This window comes from Streptomyces sp. NBC_01431 (assembly GCF_036231355.1).
Classification (GTDB): Bacteria; Actinomycetota; Actinomycetes; order Streptomycetales; family Streptomycetaceae; genus Streptomyces.
Genome location: NZ_CP109496.1, coordinates 6,653,929 through 6,676,078 on the forward strand (window position 1 = coordinate 6,653,929; position 22,150 = coordinate 6,676,078).

The window sequence follows — 22,150 nt, forward strand, 5'->3', positions numbered from 1 at the left end:
ATGTTCCGCCGTACGTTCTGGTTCACCGCGGGCGCTGCCGCCGGAGTCTGGGCCACCACCAAGGTCAACCGGAAGCTGAAGCAACTGACCCCGGAGAGCCTGGCCGCGCGCACCGCCGACAAGGCGGTCGAGGCCGGCCACCGGCTCAAGGACCTCGCCCTCGACATCAAGTCCGGCATGGCGCAGCGCGAGGCCGAACTCAACGACGTCCTGGGCATCGGCGAGAGCGGGTCGCCGCGCGAACTCCCGGCGCAGCGCCGCCTCGTCGCCATCGAGACCACACAACAGCAGTACACCAAGCATTCGTACAACCGGAATGAGGACCACTGATGGAGTCGGCCGAGATTCGCCGCCGCTGGTTGAGCTTCTTCGAGGAGCGCGGGCACACCGTCGTCCCTTCGGCGTCGCTCATCGCGGACGACCCGACTCTGCTGCTCGTCAACGCGGGCATGGTCCCCTTCAAGCCGTACTTCCTCGGTGAGACCAAGCCGCCCGCCCCGCGCGCCACCAGCGTGCAGAAGTGCGTGCGCACGCCGGACATCGAAGAGGTCGGCAAGACCACCCGGCACGGCACGTTCTTCCAGATGTGCGGCAACTTCTCCTTCGGCGACTACTTCAAGGAAGGCGCCATCAGCTACGCCTGGGAGCTGCTCACCAGCCCCGTGGCGGACGGTGGCTTCGGCCTGGAGCCGGAGAAGCTGTGGATCACCGTCTACCTGGACGACGACGAGGCCGAGCAGATCTGGCGCGACAAGATCGGCGTGCCGGCCGAGCGCATCCAGCGCCTGGGCAAGAAGGACAACTTCTGGTCCATGGGCGTGCCCGGACCGTGCGGCCCCTGCTCCGAGATCAACTACGACCGCGGCCCCGAGTTCGGCGTCGAGGGCGGCCCGGCCGTCAACGACGAGCGGTACGTGGAGATCTGGAACCTGGTCTTCATGCAGTACGAGCGCGGCGCCGGCGAGGGCAAGGAGGACTTCCCGATCCTCGGCGACCTGCCCTCCAAGAACATCGACACCGGCCTCGGCCTCGAACGCCTCGCGATGATCCTGCAGGGCGTGCAGAACATGTACGAGACCGACACCCTGCGCGTGGTCATGGACAAGGCCACCGAGCTGACGGGCGTCCGCTACGGCGACAAGCACGAGTCCGACGTGTCGATGCGCGTGGTCGCCGACCACATCCGTACGTCCGTGATGCTCATCGGCGACGGTGTGACCCCGGGCAACGAGGGCCGCGGCTATGTGCTGCGCCGCATCATGCGCCGCGCCATCCGCAACATGCGGCTCATGGGCGCCACCGGGCCGGTCGTCCAGGACCTGATCGACGTCGTGATCAACACGATGGGCCAGCAGTACCCGGAGCTCATCACCGACCGCAAGCGTATCGAGACCGTCGCCGGCGCCGAGGAGGCCGCCTTCCTCAAGGCCCTGCGCGGCGGCACCAACATCCTCGACACCGCCATCACCGAGACCAAGGCCACCGGTGGCACGGTCCTGGCCGGCGACAAGGCGTTCCTGCTCCACGACACCTGGGGCTTCCCGATCGACCTCACCCTGGAGATGGCCGCCGAACAGGGCCTCTCGGTGGACGAGGACGGCTTCCGCCGCCTGATGAAGCAGCAGCGCGACCAGGCCAAGGCCGACGCCAGGGCCAAGAAGACCGGCCACGCCGACCTGTCCGCCTACCGCGAGGTCGCCGACCGGTCCGGCGAGACCGACTTCACGGGCTACACCCACACCGGGAACGAGTCGACCATCGTCGGCCTGCTCGTCGACGGCGTGCCCTCACCCGCCGCCACCGAGGGCGACGAGGTCGAGGTCGTCCTCGACCGCTCGCCGTTCTACGCCGAGGGCGGCGGCCAGCTCGCCGACCAGGGCCGCATCAAGCTCGACAGCGGCGCGGTCATCGAGGTCCGCGACGTACAGAAGCCGGTCCCCGGCGTCCACGTGCACAAGGGTGTCGTGCAGGTCGGCGAGGTCACGGTCGGCGCCGCCGCCTACGCCGCCATCGACACCAAGCGCCGCCGCGCCATCGCCCGCGCCCACTCCGCCACCCACCTCACCCACCAGGCGCTGCGCGACGCGCTCGGCCCGACGGCCGCCCAGGCCGGCTCCGAGAACTCGCCCGGCCGCTTCCGCTTCGACTTCGGTTCGCCCGCCGCCGTTCCCGGCACGGTCCTCACCGACGTCGAGCAGAAGATCAACGAGGTGCTCGCCCGCGAGCTGGACGTGCAGGCCGAGGTCATGTCGATCGACGAGGCCAAGAAGCAGGGCGCCATCGCCGAGTTCGGCGAGAAGTACGGCGAGCGGGTGCGCGTCGTGACCATCGGCGACTTCTCCAAGGAGCTGTGCGGCGGTACGCACGTGCACAACACCGCCCAGCTGGGTCTGGTGAAGCTGCTCGGCGAGTCGTCCATCGGCTCCGGCGTGCGCCGCATCGAGGCCCTGGTCGGCGTCGACGCGTACAACTTCCTGGCCCGCGAGCACACGGTCGTCGCTCAGCTCCAGGAGCTGGTCAAGGGCCGTCCCGAGGAGCTTCCGGAGAAGATCTCCAGCATGCTCGGCAAGCTGAAGGACGCCGAGAAGGAGATCGAGAAGTTCCGCGCCGAAAAGGTGCTCCAGGCCGCCGCCGGTCTCGTGGACTCCGCCAAGGACGTCCGCGGTACGGCGCTGGTCACCGGGCAGGTGCCGGACGGCACCTCCGCCGACGACCTGCGCAAGCTGGTCCTGGACGTGCGCGGCCGCATCCCGGGCGACCGCCCGGCGGTCGTGGCGCTGTTCACCACGGCCAATGGCCGCCCGGTGACGGTCATCGCCACCAACGAGGCGGCCCGCGAGCGCGGTCTCAAGGCCGGTGAGCTGGTCCGTACCGCCGCCAAGACCCTCGGCGGCGGAGGTGGCGGCAAGCCGGACGTCGCCCAGGGCGGCGGTCAGCACCCGGACGCGATCGGCGACGCCATCGACGCCGTCGAGCGCCAGGTAGCCGAGACCGCCTGATGCGACGAGGACGCCGACTGGCGATCGATGTCGGGGACGCCCGGATCGGGGTCGCCTCGTGCGACCCCGACGGGGTGCTCGCCACGCCGGTGGAGACCGTGCCGGGACGCGACGTCCCGGCCGCCCACCGGCGGCTGCGGCAGCTCGTCGCCGAGTACGAACCGATCGAGGTGGTCGTCGGACTGCCCCGCTCCCTCAACGGGGGCGAGGGCCCGGCCGCGGCCAAAGTCCGCCTGTTCGCCCGGGAGTTGGCGCGCGGCATCGCCCCCGTCGGGGTGCGTCTCGTGGACGAACGGATGACGACGGTGAGCGCGAGCCAGGGGCTGCGCGCCTCGGGCGTGAAGTCCAAGAAGGGCCGATCCGTCATCGACCAAGCCGCCGCGGTGATCATTCTTCAGACCGCTCTTGAGGCCGAACGGGTGTCGGGTAACGCCCCCGGGGAAGGCGTCGAAGTGGTTATCTGATCGCGATACGGTAACGTTCCGCGCGATGCGGAGGCATTCGAACAGTCGCCGCACAGCACAAGAGGCGGACCGTCCGGATGCCTCGCGGCTCTAGGGGACCGATGACTGAGTATGGCCGGGGCGCAGGCTCCGAACCGTGGCACCCAGAGGACCCCCTCTACGGGGACCAGGGGTGGGGAGCGCAGCAGGCTGCCTCCGGTCAGGCTCCGCACGGCGGCCAGCAGCAGCCGCAGCACCAGCAGCAGTACTACCCGCAGGACCAGTACGCGCCCCAGCCGCAGGAGCAGTACGTCCCGCAACCTCAGGGCCAGTACGTCCCGCAGCCGCACTACGCCGAGCAGCCCCAGCAGGGCTACCCGCAGCAGCAGTACCCGGCGCAGCCGCACTATCCGGACCAGTACGCGCAGCAACCCCAGCAACCCCAGCAACCCCAGCAGTACAACGGGGGCTGGGACACCGGTCAGCAGGCCGCCATGCCGTACGCGGGTCACCAGGCCGACCCGTACAACGACGGCTACGCGGGCGAGAGCCACGACTTCTACGGCACGCCTGAGGCGTATCCGCCGCCGCAGCCGCCCGGCCAGCGTCAGGCGCCCGTCGTCCCCGAGGTCCCCGAGCAGGGCCAGGAGTGGGACGCGGAGGCCGAGCCGGAGGAGGAGAAGCACCCGTTCTTCACCGGCGTTGGCGACAGCGAAGGCGAAGACGACGACCCGCGCGAGTCCCGCCGCGGCGGCCGTGACCGGCGGGGCAAGACCAAGAACAAGAAGAAGGGCAAGAGCGGCCGCGCCTGCCTGGTCCTGACGGTCATCTTCGCCGTGGGCGTGGGCGGAGTCGGCTATGTCGGCTACGAGTTCTACCAGAGCAAGTTCGGCGCGGCCCCCGACTATGTGGGCGAAGGGTCCGGCGAGACGGTCACCGTCGAGGTGCCGACGGGCGCGGGTGGCTCCGAGATCGGCCAGCTCCTCAAGCAGGCCGGTGTCGTCAAGAGCATCGACGCTTTCGTCCAGGCCCAGAACGACAACCCCAAGGGCAAGACGATCCAGGCCGGCGCCTACACGTTGAAGAAGGGCATGTCCGCGGCCAACGCGGTCGCCCTCATGCTCAATCCGAGCAGCCGTAACGCGCTCATCATTCCCGAAGGCAAACGCGACGCGTGGGTCTACGAGCAGATCGACAAGCGGCTCGGCGTCCCCGATGGAACCACCAAGAACGTCGCCTTCAAGAGCGCCGACAGCCTCGGCCTGCCCGACTGGGCCAAGGGCCACAAGAACGTCAAGGACCCGCTGGAAGGTTTCCTGTACCCGGCGAGCTACCCCGTCGCCAAGGGCATGAAGCCCGAGGACGTACTGCGGAAGATGGTCAACAGGGCCAGCTCGGAGTACGGCAAGCAGGATCTGGCTGCGGAGGCCAGGAAGCTCGGGCTCGAAGGCCCGTGGCAGGTCATCACCGTCGCCAGCCTCGTGCAGGCCGAGGGCAAGACCCACGACGACTTCACCAAGATGGCCGAGGTCGTCTACAACCGCCTCAAGCCGGACAACACCCAGACCAACCAGAAGCTCCAGTTCGACTCGGCGTACAACTACCTCACCGGCAAGAGCAACATCAAGATCGGTCTGGCCGAGATCAACAGCAACCCGGACCCGTACAACACGTACAAGTGGCGGGGCCTGACACCCGGACCCATCGGCAACCCGGGCAGCGAGGCGCTGGCCGCCGCGCTCAGCCCGACGAACGAGGGCTGGATGTACTTCGTGGCCACGGACGGTGAGCAGAAGACCGAGTTCGCCAAGACCCTTCCCGAATTCAACAAGCTGAAGGAAAAGTTCAATGGCCAGTCCGGCCAGTGAGGGCGCGCGCCGGGCGGCTGTGCTCGGCTCGCCCATCGCGCACTCGCTCTCCCCGGTCCTGCACCGGGCCGCGTACGCCGAACTCGGCCTCGGCCACTGGTCTTACGACCGCTTCGAGGTGGACGAGGCCGGGCTCCCCGGCTTCGTCGCGGAACTCGACGCGTCCTGGGCGGGGCTCTCGCTCACGATGCCGCTGAAGCGGGCGGTCATCCCGCTGCTCGACGGCATCAGCGACACGGCGGCCTCGGTCGAGGCGGTCAACACCGTCGTCCTCACCCATGACGGGCGCCGCCTCGGCGACAACACCGACATCCCCGGCCTGGTCGCAGCCCTGGACGAACGAGGCGTGAGCAAGGTGGAGTCCGCCGCCGTCCTCGGCGCGGGCGCGACCGCCTCCTCGGCGCTCGCCGCGCTCGCGCGGATCTGCGCCGGCCCGGTCACCGCGTACGTCCGCAGCGAGGCGCGGGCCGCGGAGATGCGGGGCTGGGGCGAGCGGCTCGGCGTCGACGTCCGTACCGCCGACTGGTCGCGCGCGGCGGAGGCCTTCGAGGCGCCGCTCGTCATCGCCACCACCCCGGCCGGCACCACCGACGCCTTGGCCGCGGCCGTCCCCGAGCACCCCGGCACCCTCTTCGACGTGCTGTACGAACCGTGGCCGACGCCGCTCGCAGCCGCCTGGGCCGGGCGCGGCGGAGCGGTGGTCGGCGGGCTCGACCTCCTCGTGCACCAGGCGGTGCTCCAGGTCGAGCAGATGACGGGGTGCGCGAGCGCTCCGCTGGAGGCGATGCGCAAGGCGGGCGAGGCGGCACTGGCAGGCCGCTGAGCCCGGCGGGGTTGCCGACCTGCGTCGGACGCGCCGCACGCACGGGGGTGCGTCACCTACAGGGGCGCGCGGAACCGCGCGAGCGGCCCACGACGGCCCGCACCTGCCCGGATCACAGTCCGCCTGCTGGACCACGGCCCGGCCCACCGTCCGGGACGTGGGAGGATCAGGGGTGGCGGGCCAGGGCCGCGCACCCCGGCCGCGCCGTAGTGGTACAAGGACGCGCGAGCAACGAGGAGCACCGTTGAGCAGGCTGCGCTGGCTGACCGCTGGGGAATCCCACGGACCCGCACTTGTCGCGACGCTGGAGGGCCTTCCCGCCGGCGTACCGATCACCACGGAGATGGTGGCCGACCACCTGGCCCGGCGGCGGCTCGGCTATGGACGCGGCGCCCGCATGAAGTTCGAGCGCGACGAGGTGACCTTCCTCGGCGGCGTCCGGCACGGTCTGACCATGGGCTCGCCCGTCGCGGTCATGGTCGGGAACACCGAGTGGCCCAAGTGGGAGCAGGTCATGTCGGCCGACCCGGTGGACCCCGAGGTCCTCGCCGAACTGGCCCGCAACGCCCCGCTGACCCGGCCCCGGCCCGGCCACGCCGACCTCGCTGGCATGCAGAAGTACGGCTTCGACGAGGCCCGCCCGATCCTGGAGCGCGCCAGTGCCCGGGAGACCGCCGCCCGCGTCGCGCTCGGCGCGGTCGCCCGCTCCTACCTCAAGGAGACGGTCGGCATCGAGATCGTCTCGCACGTCGTGGAGCTGGCCGCGGCCAAGGCGCCGTACGGCGTCTACCCGACCCCCGCCGACGTCGAGAAGCTGGACGCCGACCCGGTGCGCTGCCTGGATGCGGACGCGTCGAAGGCGATGGTCGCCGAGATCGACCAGGCCCACAAGGACGGCGACACTCTCGGCGGAGTCGTCGAGGTGCTCTCCTACGGAGTGCCGGTCGGCCTCGGCTCGCACGTGCACTGGGACCGGCGTCTGGACGCCCGGCTCGCCGCCGCCCTCATGGGCATCCAGGCCATCAAGGGCGTCGAGGTCGGCGACGGCTTCGACCTGGCCCGGGTGCCCGGCTCGCAGGCCCACGACGAGATCGTGAACACCGCCGAGGGCGTCAAGCGCACCTCCGGCCGCTCCGGCGGCACCGAGGGCGGCCTGACCACCGGTGAACTGCTGCGCGTACGGGCCGCCATGAAGCCCATCGCGACCGTGCCGCGCGCGCTCGCCACCATCGACGTCGCCACCGGCGAGGCCGCCAAGGCCCACCACCAGCGCTCCGACGTGTGCGCCGTACCGGCCGCGGGCATCGTCGCCGAGGCCATGGTCGCGCTCGTCCTGGCGGACGCGGTCGCCGAGAAGTTCGGCGGCGACAGCGTGGCCGAGACCCGCCGCAACGTCCGCTCGTACCTCGACAACCTGCAGATCCGGTGAGCACCGGACCGCTGGTCGTCCTGGTCGGCCCGATGGGCTCCGGCAAGTCCACCGTGGGCGCGCTGCTGGCCGAGCGGCTCGGTGTGCCCTACCGGGACACCGACGCCGACATCGTGGCCGCCGAGGGCCGGGAGATCTCGGACATCTTCATCGAGGACGGCGAGCCGCACTTCCGCGACCTGGAGCGTGCCGCTGTGCGGGCCGCGCTCGCCGAGCACACGGGGGTGCTGTCCCTCGGCGGCGGCGCGATCCTCGACGCCTCGACGCGCGCGCTGCTCGCGCCGCATCCCGTGGTCTATCTGTCGATGGACGTGGAGGAGGCCGTCAAGCGCGTCGGCCTGAACGCCGCCCGGCCGCTCCTCGCCGTCAATCCGCGCCGGCAGTGGCGCGAGCTGATGGACGCGCGCCGCCATCTGTACACCGAAGTCGCCCGTGCGGTCGTCGCGACCGACGAGCGCACGCCCGAAGAGGTCGCCCAGGCGGTCCTCGACGCACTGGAGTTGAAGGACGCATGACGGAGCAGGCACCCACCCGGATCCAGGTCGGCGCCACGGCCGGGACGGACCCGTACGACGTGCTCGTCGGCCGCAACCTGCTGGGCGAACTGGCCGGGCTCATCGGCGACAAGACCCAGCGGGTCGCGATCATCCACCCGGAGGCGCTGGCCGGTACCGGCGACGCGATCCGCTCGGACCTCGCGTCCGAGGGCTACGAAGCCATCGCCATCCAGGTCCCGAACGCCGAGGAGGCCAAGACCGCCGAGGTCGCCGCCTACTGCTGGAAGGCGCTCGGCCAGTCCGGCTTCACCCGCACCGATGTCGTCATCGGCGTGGGCGGAGGCGCCACCACCGACCTCGCGGGCTTCGTCGCGGCCACCTGGCTGCGCGGGGTGCGCTGGATCTCGGTGCCGACCACCGTGCTCGGCATGGTGGACGCGGCCGTCGGCGGCAAGACCGGCATCAACACCGCCGAGGGCAAGAACCTCGTCGGCGCCTTCCACCCGCCCATCGGCGTCCTGTGCGACCTCGCCGCGCTGGACTCGCTGCCGGTCCACGACTACGTGTCCGGCATGGCCGAAGTCATCAAGAGCGGCTTCATCGCCGACCCGGTCATCCTCGACCTCATCGAGGCCGACCCGGCCGGCGCCCGCACCCCCGAGGGCCCGTACACCGCCGAGCTGATCGAGCGCTCCATCCGGGTCAAGGCCGACGTGGTCTCCAGCGACCTGAAGGAATCGGGCCCGCGCGAGATCCTCAACTACGGCCACACCCTCGCGCACGCCATCGAGAAGAACGAGCGCTACAAGTGGCGGCACGGCGCGGCCGTGTCCGTCGGCATGGTCTTCGCGGCCGAACTCGGCCGCCTGGCAGGGCGGTTGGATGACGCCACCGCCGACCGGCACAGCGCCATCCTGGAGTCCGTGGGCCTGCCGCTCACCTACCGCGGCGACCAGTGGCCCAAGCTCCTGGAGAACATGAAGCTGGACAAGAAGTCCCGCGGCAACCTGCTCCGCTTCATCGTCCTGGACGGCCTCGCCAAGCCGTCCGTCCTGGAGGGCCCGGACCCGGCGGTGCTGCTCGCCGCGTTCGGCGAGGTCTCCGCGTGAGCCGGCGGGTGTTCGTCCTCAACGGCCCGAACCTCGGCCGCCTCGGCTCCCGCGAGCCGGACGTCTACGGCGCCACCACGTACGCGGGTCTGGTCGAGGTGTGCGAGGAACTCGGCAAGGAACTCGGCTTCGAGGTGTCGGTCCGCGAGACCAACGACGAGGGTGAACTCGTGCGCTGGCTGCACGAGGCCGCCGATGGCCGGATTCCGGTGGTCATCAACCCGGGCGCGTTCACCCACTACTCGTACGCGATGCGAGACGCGGCCGCTCAGCGCACCGCGCCCCTCATCGAGGTGCACATCTCCAACCCGTACGCCCGTGAGGCATTCCGCCACACCTCGGTGATCGCGCCGGTCGCGACCGGCACCGTCGCGGGCTTCGGCATCGGCTCCTACCGGCTGGCCCTGCGCGCGCTCGCCGGCGAACTCGCCGACGACAGCCACGGCTGACGGGCACTGTCGCCGCTCCCCGGCCGTTCACACTGTGACGGCCGGGGGAGGTACGGTTCTGCACCGGGCCGTCCGCCGCCGACGGGCGCCCGACCAGCGCCAGTTGCCTGTACGAGACGGAGTGGCACCGGATGCAACACGCAGGGGGGGCTCCACTGCCGCCGCCCCACGCCCCGGGGCAGCCCCCGCACGACTGGGCCCAGGGGACCGAGCCCGAGCGGACGACCGCGCTGCGGCCGGGCGCGCCCACGGCCGGGCCGACCGTCCCGATCCCGCAGCCGCCGCCGTACCAGCCCGGCCCCCCGCGGCCGGAGCCGACGACCGCACAGCTCCCCGCGCCCCCACACCCGCCGGCCCCGGCCCCGCATCACGCCGGGGCTCCGCAGCCGCCCGGTCAGGGCTGGCACGGACCGGCGCCCCAGCACGCTTCGGCGCGCCCGCCGTCCCGCGACACCACCGGTCATGTCGCCCTGCCGCCCGGTGGCCCCGTCCCGCTGCCCCAGGCGCCCGAGGGGACCGGGGCGACGACGCTCGCGGTGCTGCTCATCGGCCCGGCCGGGGCCGGGAAGACGACCGTGGCGCGGTACTGGGCCCAGCACCGCCGCGTGCCGACCGCGCACATCAGCCTCGACGACGTACGCGAATGGGTGTGTTCGGGGTTCGCCGACCCGCAGTCGGGCTGGAACGACCATTCCGAGGCCCAGTACCGCCTCGCCCGCCGCACCTGCGGCTTCGCCGCGCGCAACTTCCTGGCCAACGGCATCTCCTGCATCCTTGACGACGCCGTGTTCCCCGACCGGCCGGTCGTGGGTCTCGGCGGCTGGAAGCGGCACGTGGGTCCGGGCCTGCTGCCGGTCGTGCTCCTGCCGGGCCTCGAAGTGGTCCTGGAGCGCAACGCGGAGCGCAGCGGCAACCGCCGCCTGTCGGACGAGGAGGTCGCCGGCATCCACGGCCGCATGGCCGGCTGGTACGGCTCGGGCCTGCCGATCATCGACAACTCCCAGTACGACGTCCCCACCACGGCCCGCCTCCTGGACGACGTCCTGGCCCGAACCATCGCCAGCCCCCCGAGCTGGTAGCGGGCTCGAAAACGAGCCCGCGCAGGACAACACCCGGGCCGGCCGATAACCGGGCCCGTCCGGCACCTGAGGACAGGGCGCCGGGGCTGCCGGGGCCGGCCGAGCGGGGCAACCCCGAGCCCGTCCGGCGACCGAGAACGGACCGACTCCCGGACCGACTCCCGGGGCGGCCCCCGGTCGGACGCGCTCGGACAGCCAACCCCCGCCCGCGCTCATACGCTCAAGTCATGTCAGAGGTGTTCGCGGTGCGCCGGGGCTGGCTGCGGGACCGCTGCGCGGCCGCAGGCAGCGCGGCGGCCCTCGTCTCGCGTCCGGCCAACGTCCGCTATCTCGCGGGCGGTGCCCCGCCCGGCGCGGTCCTGCTGATCGGCCCCGCCGAGGACGTCCTGCTGTGCCCGCGCACTCCGTCGGGCGACCTCATCGAGGGGCACCTGGACGAGCAGCTGCGTCTCATCGTGCTGCCCGCACCCGGCGGCGACCCCGCTGTCGCGGCCGCCGACCTCGCCCAGGCCACCGGCGCGGACTCGCTCGCCGTGGAGGAGCACCACCTCTCCGTGGCCCGCCACCGCGCCGTCGGTTCGGTGGCGACCCGGCTGCTCCTGAGCGATCTCGGCAGCGCCGTCGAGCAGCGCCGCCTCGTCAAGGACGAGGAGGAGATCGCCTGCCTGCGCATCGCCGCCGAGATCGCCGACCAGGCGCTGGGGGAGCTCCTGGAGTCGATCCTGGTGGGCCGCACCGAGCGCCACCTCGCCCTGGAGCTGGAGCGCCGCCTGGTCGACCACGGCGCCGACGGGCCCGCTTTCATGACCTCGGTCGGCACCGGCCCCAACTCCGGCCGGGCGGGCCACCGTCCAGCCGATCGAAGGGTCGAGGAGGGCGACTTCCTCTCCGTCTGCCTGGGCGCCTCCTACCGCGGATACCGCTGCGAGATCGGCCGTACGTTTGTGATCGGCACCACCCCCGCCGACTGGCAGATCGAGCTGTACGACGCTGTTTTCGCAGCCCAGCGGGCCGGCCGGGAGGCCCTGCTGCCGGGCGCGGAGTACCGCGCGGTGGACCGCGCGGCCCGACAGGTACTGGATGCCGCGGGCCACGCCGAGGCCTTCGGACCCCTCACCGGACACGGCGTCGGCATCGAAATCGACGAGGAGCCGCAGCTCGCACCTGGAGCCATGGGTAAACTGGACACTTGCGTGCCGGTCACCGTCGAACCGGGGGTCCACCTCCCGGGCCGGGGCGGCGTCCGGATCGATGACACGCTCGTCGTGCGCCCCGAGGCGGACGGCGGCCCCGAGCTACTCACCATCACGACCAAGGAGCTGCTAGCGCTCTAGCACGCGTACGCGCCCCAGGTGCGTACCCTCGGTCGTCCACCAGCTTTCAGTCCAGGAGATTCCGCAACCGTGGCTTCCACGAACGACCTCAAGAACGGCCTGGTGCTCAAGCTCGACGGAGGCCAGCTCTGGTCCGTCGTCGAGTTCCAGCACGTCAAGCCCGGCAAGGGCCCGGCCTTCGTGCGCACCAAGCTCAAGAACGTGCTCTCCGGCAAGGTGGTCGACAAGACCTTCAACGCCGGTGTGAAGGTCGAGACGGCCACCATTGACCGCCGCGACATGCAGTTCTCGTACATGGACGGCGAGTACTTCGTCTTCATGGACATGAGCACGTACGACCAGCTGATGGTCGACCGCAAGGCTGTCGGCGACGCCGCCAACTTCCTGATCGAGGGCTTCACCGCCTCGGTCGCGCAGCACGAGGGCGAGGTGCTCTACGTCGAGCTGCCGGCCGCTGTCGAGCTGACGATCCAGCACACCGACCCGGGCGTCCAGGGCGACCGCTCCACCGGCGGCTCCAAGCCGGCCACCCTGGAGACCGGTTACGAGATCGGCGTCCCGCTCTTCATCACCACCGGTGAGAAGATCAAGGTCGACACCCGCACCGGCGACTACCTCGGCCGGGTGAACAGCTAACCGTGGCTGCCCGGAACAAGGCCCGCAAGCGCGCCTTCCAGATCCTCTTCGAGGCCGACCAGCGCGGTGAGTCCGTGCAGACGGTCCTCGCGGACTGGGTGCGGCACTCGCGGTCCGACGACCGTCAGCCGCCGGTCGCCGAGTACACGATGCAGCTCGTCGAGGGGTACGCGGGTCACGTGGACCGCATCGACGACCTGATCTCCACGTATGCGGTGGGCTGGACGCTCGACCGGATGCCGGTCGTGGACCGGAACATCCTGCGGCTCGGCGCGTACGAGCTGGTCTGGGAGGACGAAACGCCCGACGCGGTCGTCATCGACGAAGCCGTGCAGCTGGCGAAGGAGTTCTCCACGGACGACTCGCCTGCCTTTGTGAACGGGCTGCTGGCCCGTTTCAAGGACCTCAAGCCGAGCCTGCGCCGCGACGCCTAGCCGTCCGCCGCACCACCGGCCACGAAGGGCCCGCAGCACGAACGTGCTGCGGGCCCTTCGGCGTCGCCCCGGGAACACCCGAAAACGCCGTCGGGGTGGGCCGGAAGCAATTACTTCCGGCCCACCCCGACGGCACGTTTCTGCTGAAGTGGCGTCAGCCCTCTTCGTGGGCGACCGCACGGCGGGCATCCGCGTCCAGGACGCCCCAGCTGATCAGCTGCTCGGTCAGCACCGAAGGCGACTGGTCGTAGATCACGGCAAGCGTGCGCAGATCGTCCTGGCGGATCGAGAGGACCTTGCCGTTGTAGTCGCCGCGCTGCGACTGGATCGTCGCGGCATAGCGCTGCAGCGGGCCCGCCTTCTCCGGCGGCACGTGCGCGAGGCGCTCAAGGTCGAGGACCAGCTTCGGCGGCGGCTCGGCGGCTCCGCCCGGCGTGGTGCCCGGCAGCAGCTCCTGCACCGGCACCCCGTAGAAGTCCGCCAGCTCGGCAAGGCGCTGTACGGTCACGGCGCGGTCGCCACGCTCGTACGAGCCCACCACTACGGCCTTCCAGCGGCCCTGCGACTTCTCCTCCACACCATGGAGGGAGAGGCCCTGCTGGGTGCGGATGGCGCGGAGCTTGGCCCCGAGCTGTTTTGCGTATTCGCTGGACATATAGCTCCCCGGACGCTGTGACAACGTGCGGCTCCGCCGCGCGGCTGTAACTCACTGTGAGGTTACGCAGCGTTACTTGGCCGCGTCAAGCCGAATGGTCCACACCCCCGTCCCAGAGGAGTGACGGGCTCCGCCCGGCGCACGCCCTTGCGGGCCACCGTGATTCCTCACGCGTATTCACCCGTTCGGGTGACGACCCCGTGCCGGGCGCCCATCGGCCCCTGGTACCGTTGACCAAGCAATTCCGACGTCCTTTAAGGTCCGTCCCGTGAGGCGGAGAAGGAGGTCCGTTTCATATGGACACGCAGCACCAGCACGACCCGCAGGATCCGGCGCACTCCGATGTGGCGCGGCCCGTTCTCGAAGGCCCCGACATCGCCCGCGTCCTGACCCGTATCGCGCACGAGATCGTCGAACGCGCCAAGGGTGCCGACGACGTGGTTCTCCTCGGCATCCCGACCCGCGGCGTCTTCCTCGCCGAGCGGCTCGCCGCCAAGCTCGAATCGATCACCGGGCGCAAGACCCCGGTCGGTTCCCTCGACATCACCATGTACCGCGACGACCTGCGGATGAAGCCCGCCCGCGCGCTCGGCCGCACCGAGATCCCCGGTGACGGCATCGACGGCCGCCTGGTCGTCCTGGTCGACGACGTCCTCTTCTCCGGCCGCACCATCCGCGCCGCCCTCGACGCGCTCGGTGACATCGGCCGTCCCCGCGCCGTCCAGCTCGCGGTCCTCGTCGACCGCGGCCACCGCGAACTTCCGATCCGCGCCGACTACGTCGGCAAGAACCTCCCCACGTCGCTGCGGGAGACGGTCAAGGTCCAGCTCGCCGAGGAGGACGGCCGCGACGCCGTGCTGCTCGGCGTCAAGCAGACCGCCCCGGCCGGCGAGCAGTAGCTGCCACCCCGCCGTACGGCCACCCAAACCCGTACGGCCTGCTTCTGCGCGCCCGCACGCCCAAACCTCCACCACACCTGGAGAACCCCCAGATGATGCGTCACCTCATCTCGGCCGCCGACCTCACCCGCGACGACGCCGTGCTCATCCTCGACACCGCCGAGGAGATGGCCCGGGTCTCCGACCGGCCCATAAAGAAGCTCCCCGCGCTGCGCGGCCGAACGATCTGCAACCTCTTCTTCGAGGACTCCACCCGCACCCGGATCTCCTTCGAAGCCGCCGAGAAGCGCCTGTCGGCAGATGTCATCAACTTCGCGGCCAAGGGCTCCTCGGTCTCCAAGGGCGAGTCCCTCAAGGACACCGCGCAGACCCTGGAGGCCATGGGCGTCGACGCCGTCGTCATCCGGCACAGTGCGTCGGGCGCCCCCTACCGGCTGGCCACCTCCGGCTGGATCGACGCCCCGGTGATCAACGCCGGTGACGGCACCCACCAACACCCCACCCAGGCGCTGCTCGACGCGTTCACCATGCGCCGCCGCCTGGTCGGCAAGGACGCGCTCGGCCAGGACCTGGCCGGCAAGCGCATCACCCTCGTCGGCGATGTGCTGCACAGCCGGGTGGCCCGCTCCAACGTCGACCTGCTGCACACGCTCGGCGCCGAGGTCACCCTGGTGGCCCCGCCGACCCTGCTGCCGGTCGGCGTCGAGCACTGGACCTGCGACGTGTCGTACGACCTGGACGCCGTGCTGCCGAAGTCCGATGCGGTGATGATGCTGCGTGTGCAGCGCGAACGTATGAACGCCGCCTTCTTCCCGACCGAGCGCGAGTACTCGCGCCGCTACGGGCTCGACGGCGAGCGGATGGCCAGGATGCCGGAGCACGGCATCGTCATGCACCCCGGCCCGATGGTGCGCGGCATGGAGATCACCGCAGAGGTCGCCGACTCCGAGCGCTGCACGGTCGTCGAGCAGGTCGCCAACGGCGTCCACACCCGCATGGCGGTCCTGTACCTGCTGCTCGGCGGCAACGAGCCCGCCGTCAGCCACGCCCGTCCCACCGATTCGGAGAACAAGTAACCATGAGCAAGATCCTTATCCGTGGTGCGAAGGTCCTCGGCGGCGAGGTCCAGGACGTCCTGATCGACGGCGAGGCCATCGCGGCCGTCGGCACCGGCCTGGACGCCCAGGACGCCACCGTCGTGGACGCCGAGGGCCAGATCCTGCTGCCCGGCCTCGTCGACCTGCACACCCACCTGCGCGAGCCCGGCCGCGAGGACTCCGAGACGGTGCTGACCGGCACCCAGGCGGCCGCACGCGGCGGCTACACCTCGGTGTTCGCCATGGCCAACACCTTCCCGGTCGCCGACACCGCGGGCGTGGTCGAGCAGGTCTGGCGGCTCGGCAAGGAGTCCGGCTACTGCGACGTGCAGCCCATCGGCGCCGTCACCGTCGGCCTTGAGGGCAAGAAGCTCTCCGAGCTCGGCGCCATGCACGACTCGGCCGCGGGCGTCACCGTCTTCTCCGACGACGGCAAGTGCGTGGACGACGCCGTGATCATGCGCCGCGCCCTGGAGTACGTGAAGGCCTTCGGCGGCGTCGTCGCCCAGCACGCCCAGGAGCCGCGCCTGACCGAGGGCGCCCAGATGAACGAGGGCGTCGTCTCGGCCGAGCTCGGCCTCGGCGGCTGGCCCGCCGTCGCCGAGGAGTCGATCATCGCCCGCGACGTGCTGCTCGCCGAGCACGTCGGCTCCCGCGTCCACATCTGCCACCTGTCGACCGCCGGTTCGGTCGAGATCGTCCGGTGGGCCAAGTCCCGCGGCATCGACGTCACCGCCGAGGTCACCCCGCACCACCTGCTCCTGACCGACGAGCTGGTCCGCTCGTACAACCCGGTCTACAAGGTCAACCCGCCGCTGCGTACGGAGAAGGACGTCATGGCGCTGCGCGAGGCGCTCGCCGACGGCACCATCGACATCGTCGCCACCGACCACGCGCCGCACCCGCACGAGGACAAGGACTGCGAGTGGGCCGCGGCCGCCATGGGCATGGTCGGCCTGGAGACCGCGCTCTCCGTCGTCCAGCACACGATGGTGGAGACCGGGCTGCTCGACTGGGCCGGCGTCGCCGACCGCATGTCCCACAAGCCCGCCCAGATCGGGCAGGCCACCGGCCACGGCCGCCCCGTCTCGGCAGGCGAACCCGCCAACCTGACGCTGATCGATCCGGCATACCGTGGAGAGGTGAACCCGGCGGGCTTCGCCTCCCGCAGCCGCAACACCCCTTACGAGGGTCGCGAGCTGCCCGGACGCATCACCCACACCTTCCTGCGGGGCCGGGCAACGCTCGTGGACGGGAAGCTGGCGTGACGTACGCATCACTGATCAACCTGGCCGCCGAGGAGAAGTCCGCCGAGGTGACCAACTGGGGCGGACGGATCGGCTGGCTCGTCGGTCTCGCGCTCTTCGTGGCGCTCGTCTACTGGCTGATGCGCCAGGGCTGGCAGTGGCGCGGTCGCCTCCAGTCCGACCTGCCGGACCTCCTCACCCGCCCGTCTCCCACCGCCGCCCTCAACGGAGGCGGCGAGCCGCCGCTGCCTGGGATGCCCGAGACGCCGGGCGACGCGAAACTGAGGCTGAGCGGCCGCTACCACGGCTCCACCACCGCCGGGCAGTGGCTCGACCGCATCGTCGCGCACGGTCTGGGCGTGCGCAGCAGGGTCGAGCTCACCCTGACGGACGCGGGTCTGGACGTCGTACGCCCCGGCGCGAACGACTTCTTCGTCCCGGCCGCCCAGCTGCGCGAGGCCCGCCTCGACAAGGGCATCGCCGGCAAGGTCCTCACCGAGGGCGGTCTGCTCGTCGTCACCTGGAGCCACGGCGACAAGCTGATCGACTCGGGCTTCCGCTCCGACCGGGCCGAGCAGCACGCCGCCTGGGTCGAAGCCATCAATTCCATGATCACCACCAACACGACGGAAGGCGCCGCACGATGACGACCTCCACCAGGGGAGCCGCCAAGGCTCCCGCCGTACTCGTCCTGGAGGACGGCCGCATCTTCCGCGGCCGTGCCTACGGGGCCGTGGGGGAGACCTTCGGCGAGGCCGTGTTCTCCACCGGCATGACCGGCTACCAGGAGACCCTCACCGACCCGTCGTACCACCGTCAGGTCGTCGTGATGACCGCCCCGCACGTCGGCAACACCGGCGTGAACGACGAGGACCCCGAGTCCGAGCGGATCTGGGTGGCCGGCTACGTCGTGCGCGACCCCGCCCGCCTCCCCTCCAACTGGCGCTCGCGCCGCACGCTGGACGACGAGCTCGTCCAGCAGGGCGTCGTCGGGATCTCCGGCATCGACACCCGCGCGCTCACCCGCCACCTGCGCGAGCGCGGCGCCATGCGCGTCGGCATCTTCTCCGGCGCCTCGGTCGCCGACGACGCCGCACTGCTCGCCCGCGTGAAGGAAGCGCCCCAGATGGTCGGCGCGAACCTCTCCGCGGAGGTCGCCACCAAGCAGACCTACGTCGTCCCCGCCATCGGTGCGAAGAAGTTCACCGTGGCCGCCGTCGACCTCGGCATCAAGGGCATGACCCCGCACCGCATGGCCGAGCGCGGCATCGAGGTGCACGTGCTGCCCGCGACCGCCACCGCCGAAGACGTCTACGCCGTGAACCCCGACGGCGTGTTCTTCTCTAACGGCCCCGGTGACCCGGCCACCGCCGACGGACCGGTCGCCGTGATGCAGGCCGTCCTGGAGCGCAGGACCCCGCTCTTCGGCATCTGCTTCGGCAACCAGATCCTCGGCCGCGCGCTCGGCTTCGGCACGTACAAGCTGAAGTACGGCCACCGCGGCATCAACCAGCCGGTGCAGGACCGCACCACCGGCAAGGTCGAGGTCACCGCGCACAACCACGGCTTCGCCGTGGACGCCCCGCTCGACAAGGTCTCCCAGACGCCCTACGGGCGCGCCGAGGTCTCACACGTCTGTCTGAACGACCAGGTCGTCGAAGGACTCCAGCTGCTCGACCAGCCGGCCTTCAGCGTCCAGTACCACCCCGAAGCCGCCGCGGGACCGCACGACGCCGCGTACCTCTTCGACCGCTTCGTAGAGCTCATGGAGGGCCAGCGTGCCTAAGCGTTCCGACATCCAGTCCGTTCTGGTCATCGGCTCCGGCCCGATCGTCATCGGCCAGGCCGCCGAGTTCGACTACTCCGGCACCCAGGCCTGCCGCATCCTCAAGGCCGAGGGCCTGCGGGTCATCCTGGTCAACTCCAACCCCGCGACGATCATGACCGACCCGGAGATCGCCGACGCCACGTACGTCGAGCCGATCACCCCCGAGTTCGTCGAGAAGATCATCGCCAAGGAGCGCCCCGACGCGCTCCTGCCCACCCTCGGCGGCCAGACCGCGCTCAACACCGCCATCTCCATGCACGAGCAGGGCGTCCTGGAGAAGTACGGCGTCGAGCTGATCGGCGCCAACGTCGAGGCCATCAACAAGGGCGAGGACCGCGACCTCTTCAAGGGCGTGGTCGAGGCCGTCAAGGCCAAGATCGGTTACGGCGAGTCCGCCCGCTCGGTCATCTGCCACTCCATGGACGACGTGCTGGCGGGCGTCGAAGAGCTCGGCGGCTACCCCGTCGTCGTGCGCCCCTCCTTCACCATGGGCGGCGCCGGCTCCGGCTTCGCGCACGACGAGGAGGAGCTGCGCCGCATCGCCGGGCAGGGCCTCACGCTCTCGCCGACCACCGAGGTGCTCCTTGAGGAGTCCATCCTCGGCTGGAAGGAGTACGAGCTGGAGCTGATGCGCGACAAGCACGACAACGTCGTGGTCGTCTGCTCCATCGAGAACTTCGACCCGATGGGCGTGCACACCGGCGACTCGATCACCGTCGCCCCGGCGATGACGCTGACCGACCGCGAGTACCAGCGCCTGCGCGACATCGGCATCGCGATCATCCGCGAGGTCGGCGTCGACACCGGTGGCTGCAACATCCAGTTCGCGATCGACCCGGTCGACGGCCGCGTCATCGTCATCGAGATGAACCCGCGCGTGTCGCGCTCCTCGGCGCTCGCGTCGAAGGCCACCGGCTTCCCGATCGCCAAGATCGCGGCCAAGCTCGCCATCGGTTACACGCTGGACGAGGTTCCCAACGACATCACCGAGAAGACCCCGGCCTCCTTCGAGCCGACCCTCGACTACGTCGTCGTGAAGGCTCCGCGCTTCGCCTTCGAGAAGTTCCCCTCCGCCGACTCCACCCTCACCACCACCATGAAGTCGGTGGGCGAGGCCATGGCGATCGGCCGCAACTTCACCGAGGCCCTCCAGAAGGCGCTGCGCTCCCTGGAGAAGAAGGGCTCGCAGTTCGACTTCACGGGCCCGGTCGGCGCCAAGGAGGTGCTCCTTGAGGAGGCCCAGCGGCCGACCGACGGGCGCATCAACACCGTCATGTACGCGATCCGGGCGGGCGCGACCCAGGAGGAGGTCTTCGAGTCCACGAAGATCGACCCCTGGTTCGTCGACCAGCTCTTCCTGATCAAGGAGATCGCGGACGAGCTGGCCGCCGCCGACAAGCTCGGCCCCGAGCTCCTCGCCGAGGCGAAGCGGCACGGCTTCTCCGACGCCCAGATCGCCGACATCCGCGGTCTGCGCGAGGACGTCGTCCGCGAGGTCCGGCACGCCCTCGGAGTGCGCCCCGTCTACAAGACGGTCGACACCTGCGCCGCCGAGTTCGCCGCCAAGACCCCGTACTTCTACTCCTCCTACGACGAGGAGAGCGAGGTCGCGCCGCGCACCAAGCCCGCGGTGATCATCCTGGGCTCCGGCCCCAACCGCATCGGCCAGGGCATCGAGTTCGACTACTCCTGCGTCCACGCCTCCTTCGCGCTGAGCGAGGCGGGCTACGAGACCGTGATGGTCAACTGCAACCCGGAGACCGTCTCGACGGACTACGACACCTCCGACCGCCTGTACTTCGAGCCGCTCACGCTCGAAGACGTCCTGGAGATCGTCCACGCCGAGACCCTCGCGGGCCCGGTCGCGGGCGTCGTCGTCCAGCTCGGCGGCCAGACCCCGCTGGGCCTGGCGCAGGCGCTCAAGGACAACGGCGTCCCGGTGGTGGGCACCCCGCCCGAGGCGATCCACGCCGCCGAGGACCGCGGCGCCTTCGGCCGCGTGCTCGCCGAGGCCGGTCTGCCCGCCCCCAAGCACGGCACCGCCACCACCTTCGCGGGCGCCAAGGCCATCGCCGACGAGATCGGCTACCCCGTCCTCGTACGCCCCTCGTACGTGCTCGGCGGCCGCGGCATGGAGATCGTGTACGACGAGGAGCGGCTGTCCTCGTACATCGCGGAGTCCACCGAGATCAGCCCGACCCGGCCGGTCCTCGTGGACCGCTTCCTGGACGACGCGATCGAGATCGACGTGGACGCCCTCTACGACGGCACCGAGCTCTACCTCGGCGGCGTCATGGAGCACATCGAGGAGGCCGGCATCCACTCCGGCGACTCGGCGTGCGCACTGCCCCCGATCACGCTGGGCGGCTTCGACATCAAGCGCCTGCGCGCCTCAACGGAGGCCATCGCCAAGGGAGTTGGCGTCCGCGGACTGATCAACATCCAGTTCGCGATGGCGGGCGACATCCTGTACGTCCTCGAAGCCAACCCGCGTGCCTCGCGCACCGTCCCCTTCACCTCGAAGGCGACCGCGGTGCCGCTCGCGAAGGCCGCCGCCCGCATCTCGCTGGGCGCGACCGTCGCCGAACTGCGCGCCGAGGGCATGCTGCCCAAGGAGGGCGACGGCGGCACCCTGCCGCTGGACGCGCCGATCTCCGTCAAGGAGGCCGTGATGCCGTGGAGCCGCTTCCGCGACGTCCACGGGCGCGGCGTCGACACGGTGCTCGGCCCGGAGATGCGCTCCACCGGTGAAGTCATGGGCATCGACTCGGTGTTCGGCACCGCGTACGCCAAGTCGCAGGCGGGCGCCTACGGCCCGCTGCCGACCAAGGGCCGCGCCTTCATCTCGGTGGCCAACCGGGACAAGCGCACGATGATCTTCCCGGCACGTGAACTGGTCGCCCACGGCTTCGAGTTGATGGCCACCTCCGGCACCGCCGAGGTGCTTCGCCGCAACGGCATCAACGCCACCGTGGTGCGCAAGCTCAGCGAGGGCGAGGGCCCGAACGGCGAGAAGACGATCGTCCAGCTGATCCACGACGGCGAGGTCGACCTCATCGTCAACACGCCGTACGGCACCGGCGGCCGTCTCGACGGCTACGAGATCCGTACGGCCGCGGTCGCCCGCTCCGTGCCCTGCCTGACCACGGTCCAGGCGCTCGCCGCCGCCGTGCAGGGCATCGACGCGCTCAACCGCGGTGACGTGGGGGTGCGTTCCCTCCAGGAACACGCGGAACACCTGACCGCGGCCCGCGACTAGCAGACGGCGACGAGGGGGACACCGGAAACGGTGTCCCCCTCTTCATGAGCCTCCTGAGGACACCG

General features: G+C 70.8%; 20 protein-coding genes. 19 read left to right on the plus strand and 1 reads right to left on the minus strand.

Going from position 1 to position 22,150, the window contains the following annotated elements; all coding sequences use genetic code 11:
* The 13 genes from OG522_RS30420 (at position 1) to nusB (ending at position 13,100) form a co-directional block, all read left to right on the plus strand.
* A complete protein-coding gene (locus OG522_RS30420) occupies positions 1-330 on the plus strand; it encodes a DUF6167 family protein (RefSeq protein ID WP_329466226.1) in 330 nt (109 codons plus the stop codon).
* On the plus strand, positions 330-2,999 hold the full coding sequence (alaS, locus tag OG522_RS30425) for an alanine--tRNA ligase (protein ID WP_329466227.1): 2,670 nt from the start codon (positions 330-332) through the stop codon (positions 2,997-2,999). Before OG522_RS30420 ends, alaS begins: the two co-directional genes overlap by 1 nt.
* The gene (gene ruvX, locus OG522_RS30430) at positions 2,999-3,463 is read left to right on the plus strand and encodes a Holliday junction resolvase RuvX (RefSeq protein ID WP_329466228.1); all 465 of its coding nucleotides are present in this window, start codon (positions 2,999-3,001) and stop codon (positions 3,461-3,463) included. The genes alaS and ruvX overlap by 1 nt, the downstream gene beginning before the upstream one ends.
* A gap of 101 nt (positions 3,464-3,564) precedes the next feature.
* Positions 3,565-5,310, plus strand: coding sequence for an endolytic transglycosylase MltG (gene mltG / locus OG522_RS30435; protein WP_329466229.1), 1,746 nt, complete (start codon positions 3,565-3,567; stop codon positions 5,308-5,310).
* Positions 5,291-6,133: a shikimate dehydrogenase gene (locus OG522_RS30440; RefSeq protein WP_329466230.1), complete on the plus strand. Its 843-nt coding sequence runs from the start codon at positions 5,291-5,293 to the stop codon at positions 6,131-6,133. Before mltG ends, OG522_RS30440 begins: the two co-directional genes overlap by 20 nt.
* A gap of 244 nt (positions 6,134-6,377) precedes the next feature.
* Positions 6,378-7,562 (plus strand): chorismate synthase, encoded by a 1,185-nt coding sequence (aroC, locus tag OG522_RS30445; protein ID WP_329466231.1) that lies wholly within the window; start codon positions 6,378-6,380, stop codon positions 7,560-7,562.
* Positions 7,559-8,077, plus strand: a complete 519-nt coding sequence (locus tag OG522_RS30450) for a shikimate kinase (protein ID WP_329466232.1) — start codon at positions 7,559-7,561, stop codon at positions 8,075-8,077. Before aroC ends, OG522_RS30450 begins: the two co-directional genes overlap by 4 nt.
* Positions 8,074-9,168, plus strand: coding sequence for a 3-dehydroquinate synthase (gene aroB / locus OG522_RS30455; protein ID WP_329466234.1), 1,095 nt, complete (start codon positions 8,074-8,076; stop codon positions 9,166-9,168). The genes OG522_RS30450 and aroB overlap by 4 nt, the downstream gene beginning before the upstream one ends.
* Positions 9,165-9,617, plus strand: a complete 453-nt coding sequence (gene aroQ / locus OG522_RS30460) for a type II 3-dehydroquinate dehydratase (protein ID WP_329466235.1) — start codon at positions 9,165-9,167, stop codon at positions 9,615-9,617. Before aroB ends, aroQ begins: the two co-directional genes overlap by 4 nt.
* A 131-nt stretch (positions 9,618-9,748) precedes the next feature.
* On the plus strand, positions 9,749-10,696 hold the full coding sequence (locus OG522_RS30465) for a Pro-rich N-terminal domain-containing protein (protein ID WP_329466236.1): 948 nt from the start codon (positions 9,749-9,751) through the stop codon (positions 10,694-10,696).
* A gap of 227 nt (positions 10,697-10,923) precedes the next feature.
* Entirely contained in the window at positions 10,924-12,030 is a 1,107-nt protein-coding gene (locus tag OG522_RS30470) for a M24 family metallopeptidase (RefSeq protein ID WP_329466237.1), read from the plus strand.
* 69 nt (positions 12,031-12,099) lie between these two features.
* A complete protein-coding gene (efp, locus tag OG522_RS30475; RefSeq protein ID WP_329226688.1) occupies positions 12,100-12,666 on the plus strand; it encodes an elongation factor P in 567 nt (188 codons plus the stop codon).
* A 2-nt stretch (positions 12,667-12,668) separates the two neighbouring features.
* Positions 12,669-13,100: a transcription antitermination factor NusB gene (gene nusB / locus OG522_RS30480; RefSeq protein WP_329466238.1), complete on the plus strand. Its 432-nt coding sequence runs from the start codon at positions 12,669-12,671 to the stop codon at positions 13,098-13,100.
* A gap of 154 nt (positions 13,101-13,254) precedes the next feature.
* Here nusB and bldD read toward each other — a convergent pair whose 3' ends face one another.
* Positions 13,255-13,755, minus strand: a complete 501-nt coding sequence (bldD, locus tag OG522_RS30485; RefSeq protein WP_014044812.1) for a transcriptional regulator BldD — start codon at positions 13,753-13,755, stop codon at positions 13,255-13,257.
* Between the two features lie 296 nt (positions 13,756-14,051).
* On the opposite strand from bldD, the gene pyrR reads away from it, so the two are divergent.
* The 6 genes from pyrR to carB all read left to right on the plus strand — a co-directional run bounded on the left by pyrR (position 14,052) and on the right by carB (position 22,085).
* The gene (gene pyrR / locus OG522_RS30490; RefSeq protein WP_329466239.1) at positions 14,052-14,654 is read left to right on the plus strand and encodes a bifunctional pyr operon transcriptional regulator/uracil phosphoribosyltransferase PyrR; all 603 of its coding nucleotides are present in this window, start codon (positions 14,052-14,054) and stop codon (positions 14,652-14,654) included.
* A gap of 92 nt (positions 14,655-14,746) precedes the next feature.
* Positions 14,747-15,730 carry an aspartate carbamoyltransferase catalytic subunit gene (locus tag OG522_RS30495; protein WP_329466240.1) on the plus strand — a complete coding sequence of 328 codons (984 nt, stop codon included), beginning with the start codon at positions 14,747-14,749 and terminating at the stop codon, positions 15,728-15,730.
* 2 nt (positions 15,731-15,732) lie between these two features.
* A complete protein-coding gene (locus tag OG522_RS30500; RefSeq protein WP_329466241.1) occupies positions 15,733-17,019 on the plus strand; it encodes a dihydroorotase in 1,287 nt (428 codons plus the stop codon).
* Complete coding sequence (locus tag OG522_RS30505) at positions 17,016-17,645, plus strand: PH-like domain-containing protein (RefSeq protein WP_329466242.1); 630 nt, start codon at positions 17,016-17,018, stop codon at positions 17,643-17,645. Before OG522_RS30500 ends, OG522_RS30505 begins: the two co-directional genes overlap by 4 nt.
* Positions 17,642-18,784 carry a glutamine-hydrolyzing carbamoyl-phosphate synthase small subunit gene (gene carA, locus OG522_RS30510; protein ID WP_329466243.1) on the plus strand — a complete coding sequence of 381 codons (1,143 nt, stop codon included), beginning with the start codon at positions 17,642-17,644 and terminating at the stop codon, positions 18,782-18,784. The genes OG522_RS30505 and carA overlap by 4 nt, the downstream gene beginning before the upstream one ends.
* Positions 18,777-22,085 carry a carbamoyl-phosphate synthase large subunit gene (gene carB / locus OG522_RS30515; RefSeq protein ID WP_329466245.1) on the plus strand — a complete coding sequence of 1,103 codons (3,309 nt, stop codon included), beginning with the start codon at positions 18,777-18,779 and terminating at the stop codon, positions 22,083-22,085. Before carA ends, carB begins: the two co-directional genes overlap by 8 nt.
* The last annotated feature ends 65 nt before the right edge of the window (positions 22,086-22,150 follow it).

Bases quoted from the DNA above. Each gene is read 5' to 3' on its own strand.
- bldD (WP_014044812.1), bottom strand. From the start codon at position 13,755: ATGTCCAGCGAATACGCAAAACAGCTCGGGGCCAAGCTCCGCGCCATC.
- pyrR (WP_329466239.1), top strand. From the start codon at position 14,052: ATGGACACGCAGCACCAGCACGACCCGCAGGATCCGGCGCACTCCGAT.
- carA (WP_329466243.1), top strand. From the start codon at position 17,642: ATGACGACCTCCACCAGGGGAGCCGCCAAGGCTCCCGCCGTACTCGTC.
- OG522_RS30420 (WP_329466226.1), top strand. From the start codon at position 1: ATGTTCCGCCGTACGTTCTGGTTCACCGCGGGCGCTGCCGCCGGAGTC.
- mltG (WP_329466229.1), top strand. From the start codon at position 3,565: ATGACTGAGTATGGCCGGGGCGCAGGCTCCGAACCGTGGCACCCAGAG.
- OG522_RS30470 (WP_329466237.1), top strand. From the start codon at position 10,924: ATGTCAGAGGTGTTCGCGGTGCGCCGGGGCTGGCTGCGGGACCGCTGC.
- OG522_RS30440 (WP_329466230.1), top strand. From the start codon at position 5,291: ATGGCCAGTCCGGCCAGTGAGGGCGCGCGCCGGGCGGCTGTGCTCGGC.
- ruvX (WP_329466228.1), top strand. From the start codon at position 2,999: ATGCGACGAGGACGCCGACTGGCGATCGATGTCGGGGACGCCCGGATC.
- OG522_RS30500 (WP_329466241.1), top strand. From the start codon at position 15,733: ATGAGCAAGATCCTTATCCGTGGTGCGAAGGTCCTCGGCGGCGAGGTC.
- alaS (WP_329466227.1), top strand. From the start codon at position 330: ATGGAGTCGGCCGAGATTCGCCGCCGCTGGTTGAGCTTCTTCGAGGAG.
- aroB (WP_329466234.1), top strand. From the start codon at position 8,074: ATGACGGAGCAGGCACCCACCCGGATCCAGGTCGGCGCCACGGCCGGG.
- OG522_RS30495 (WP_329466240.1), top strand. From the start codon at position 14,747: ATGATGCGTCACCTCATCTCGGCCGCCGACCTCACCCGCGACGACGCC.
- OG522_RS30465 (WP_329466236.1), top strand. From the start codon at position 9,749: ATGCAACACGCAGGGGGGGCTCCACTGCCGCCGCCCCACGCCCCGGGG.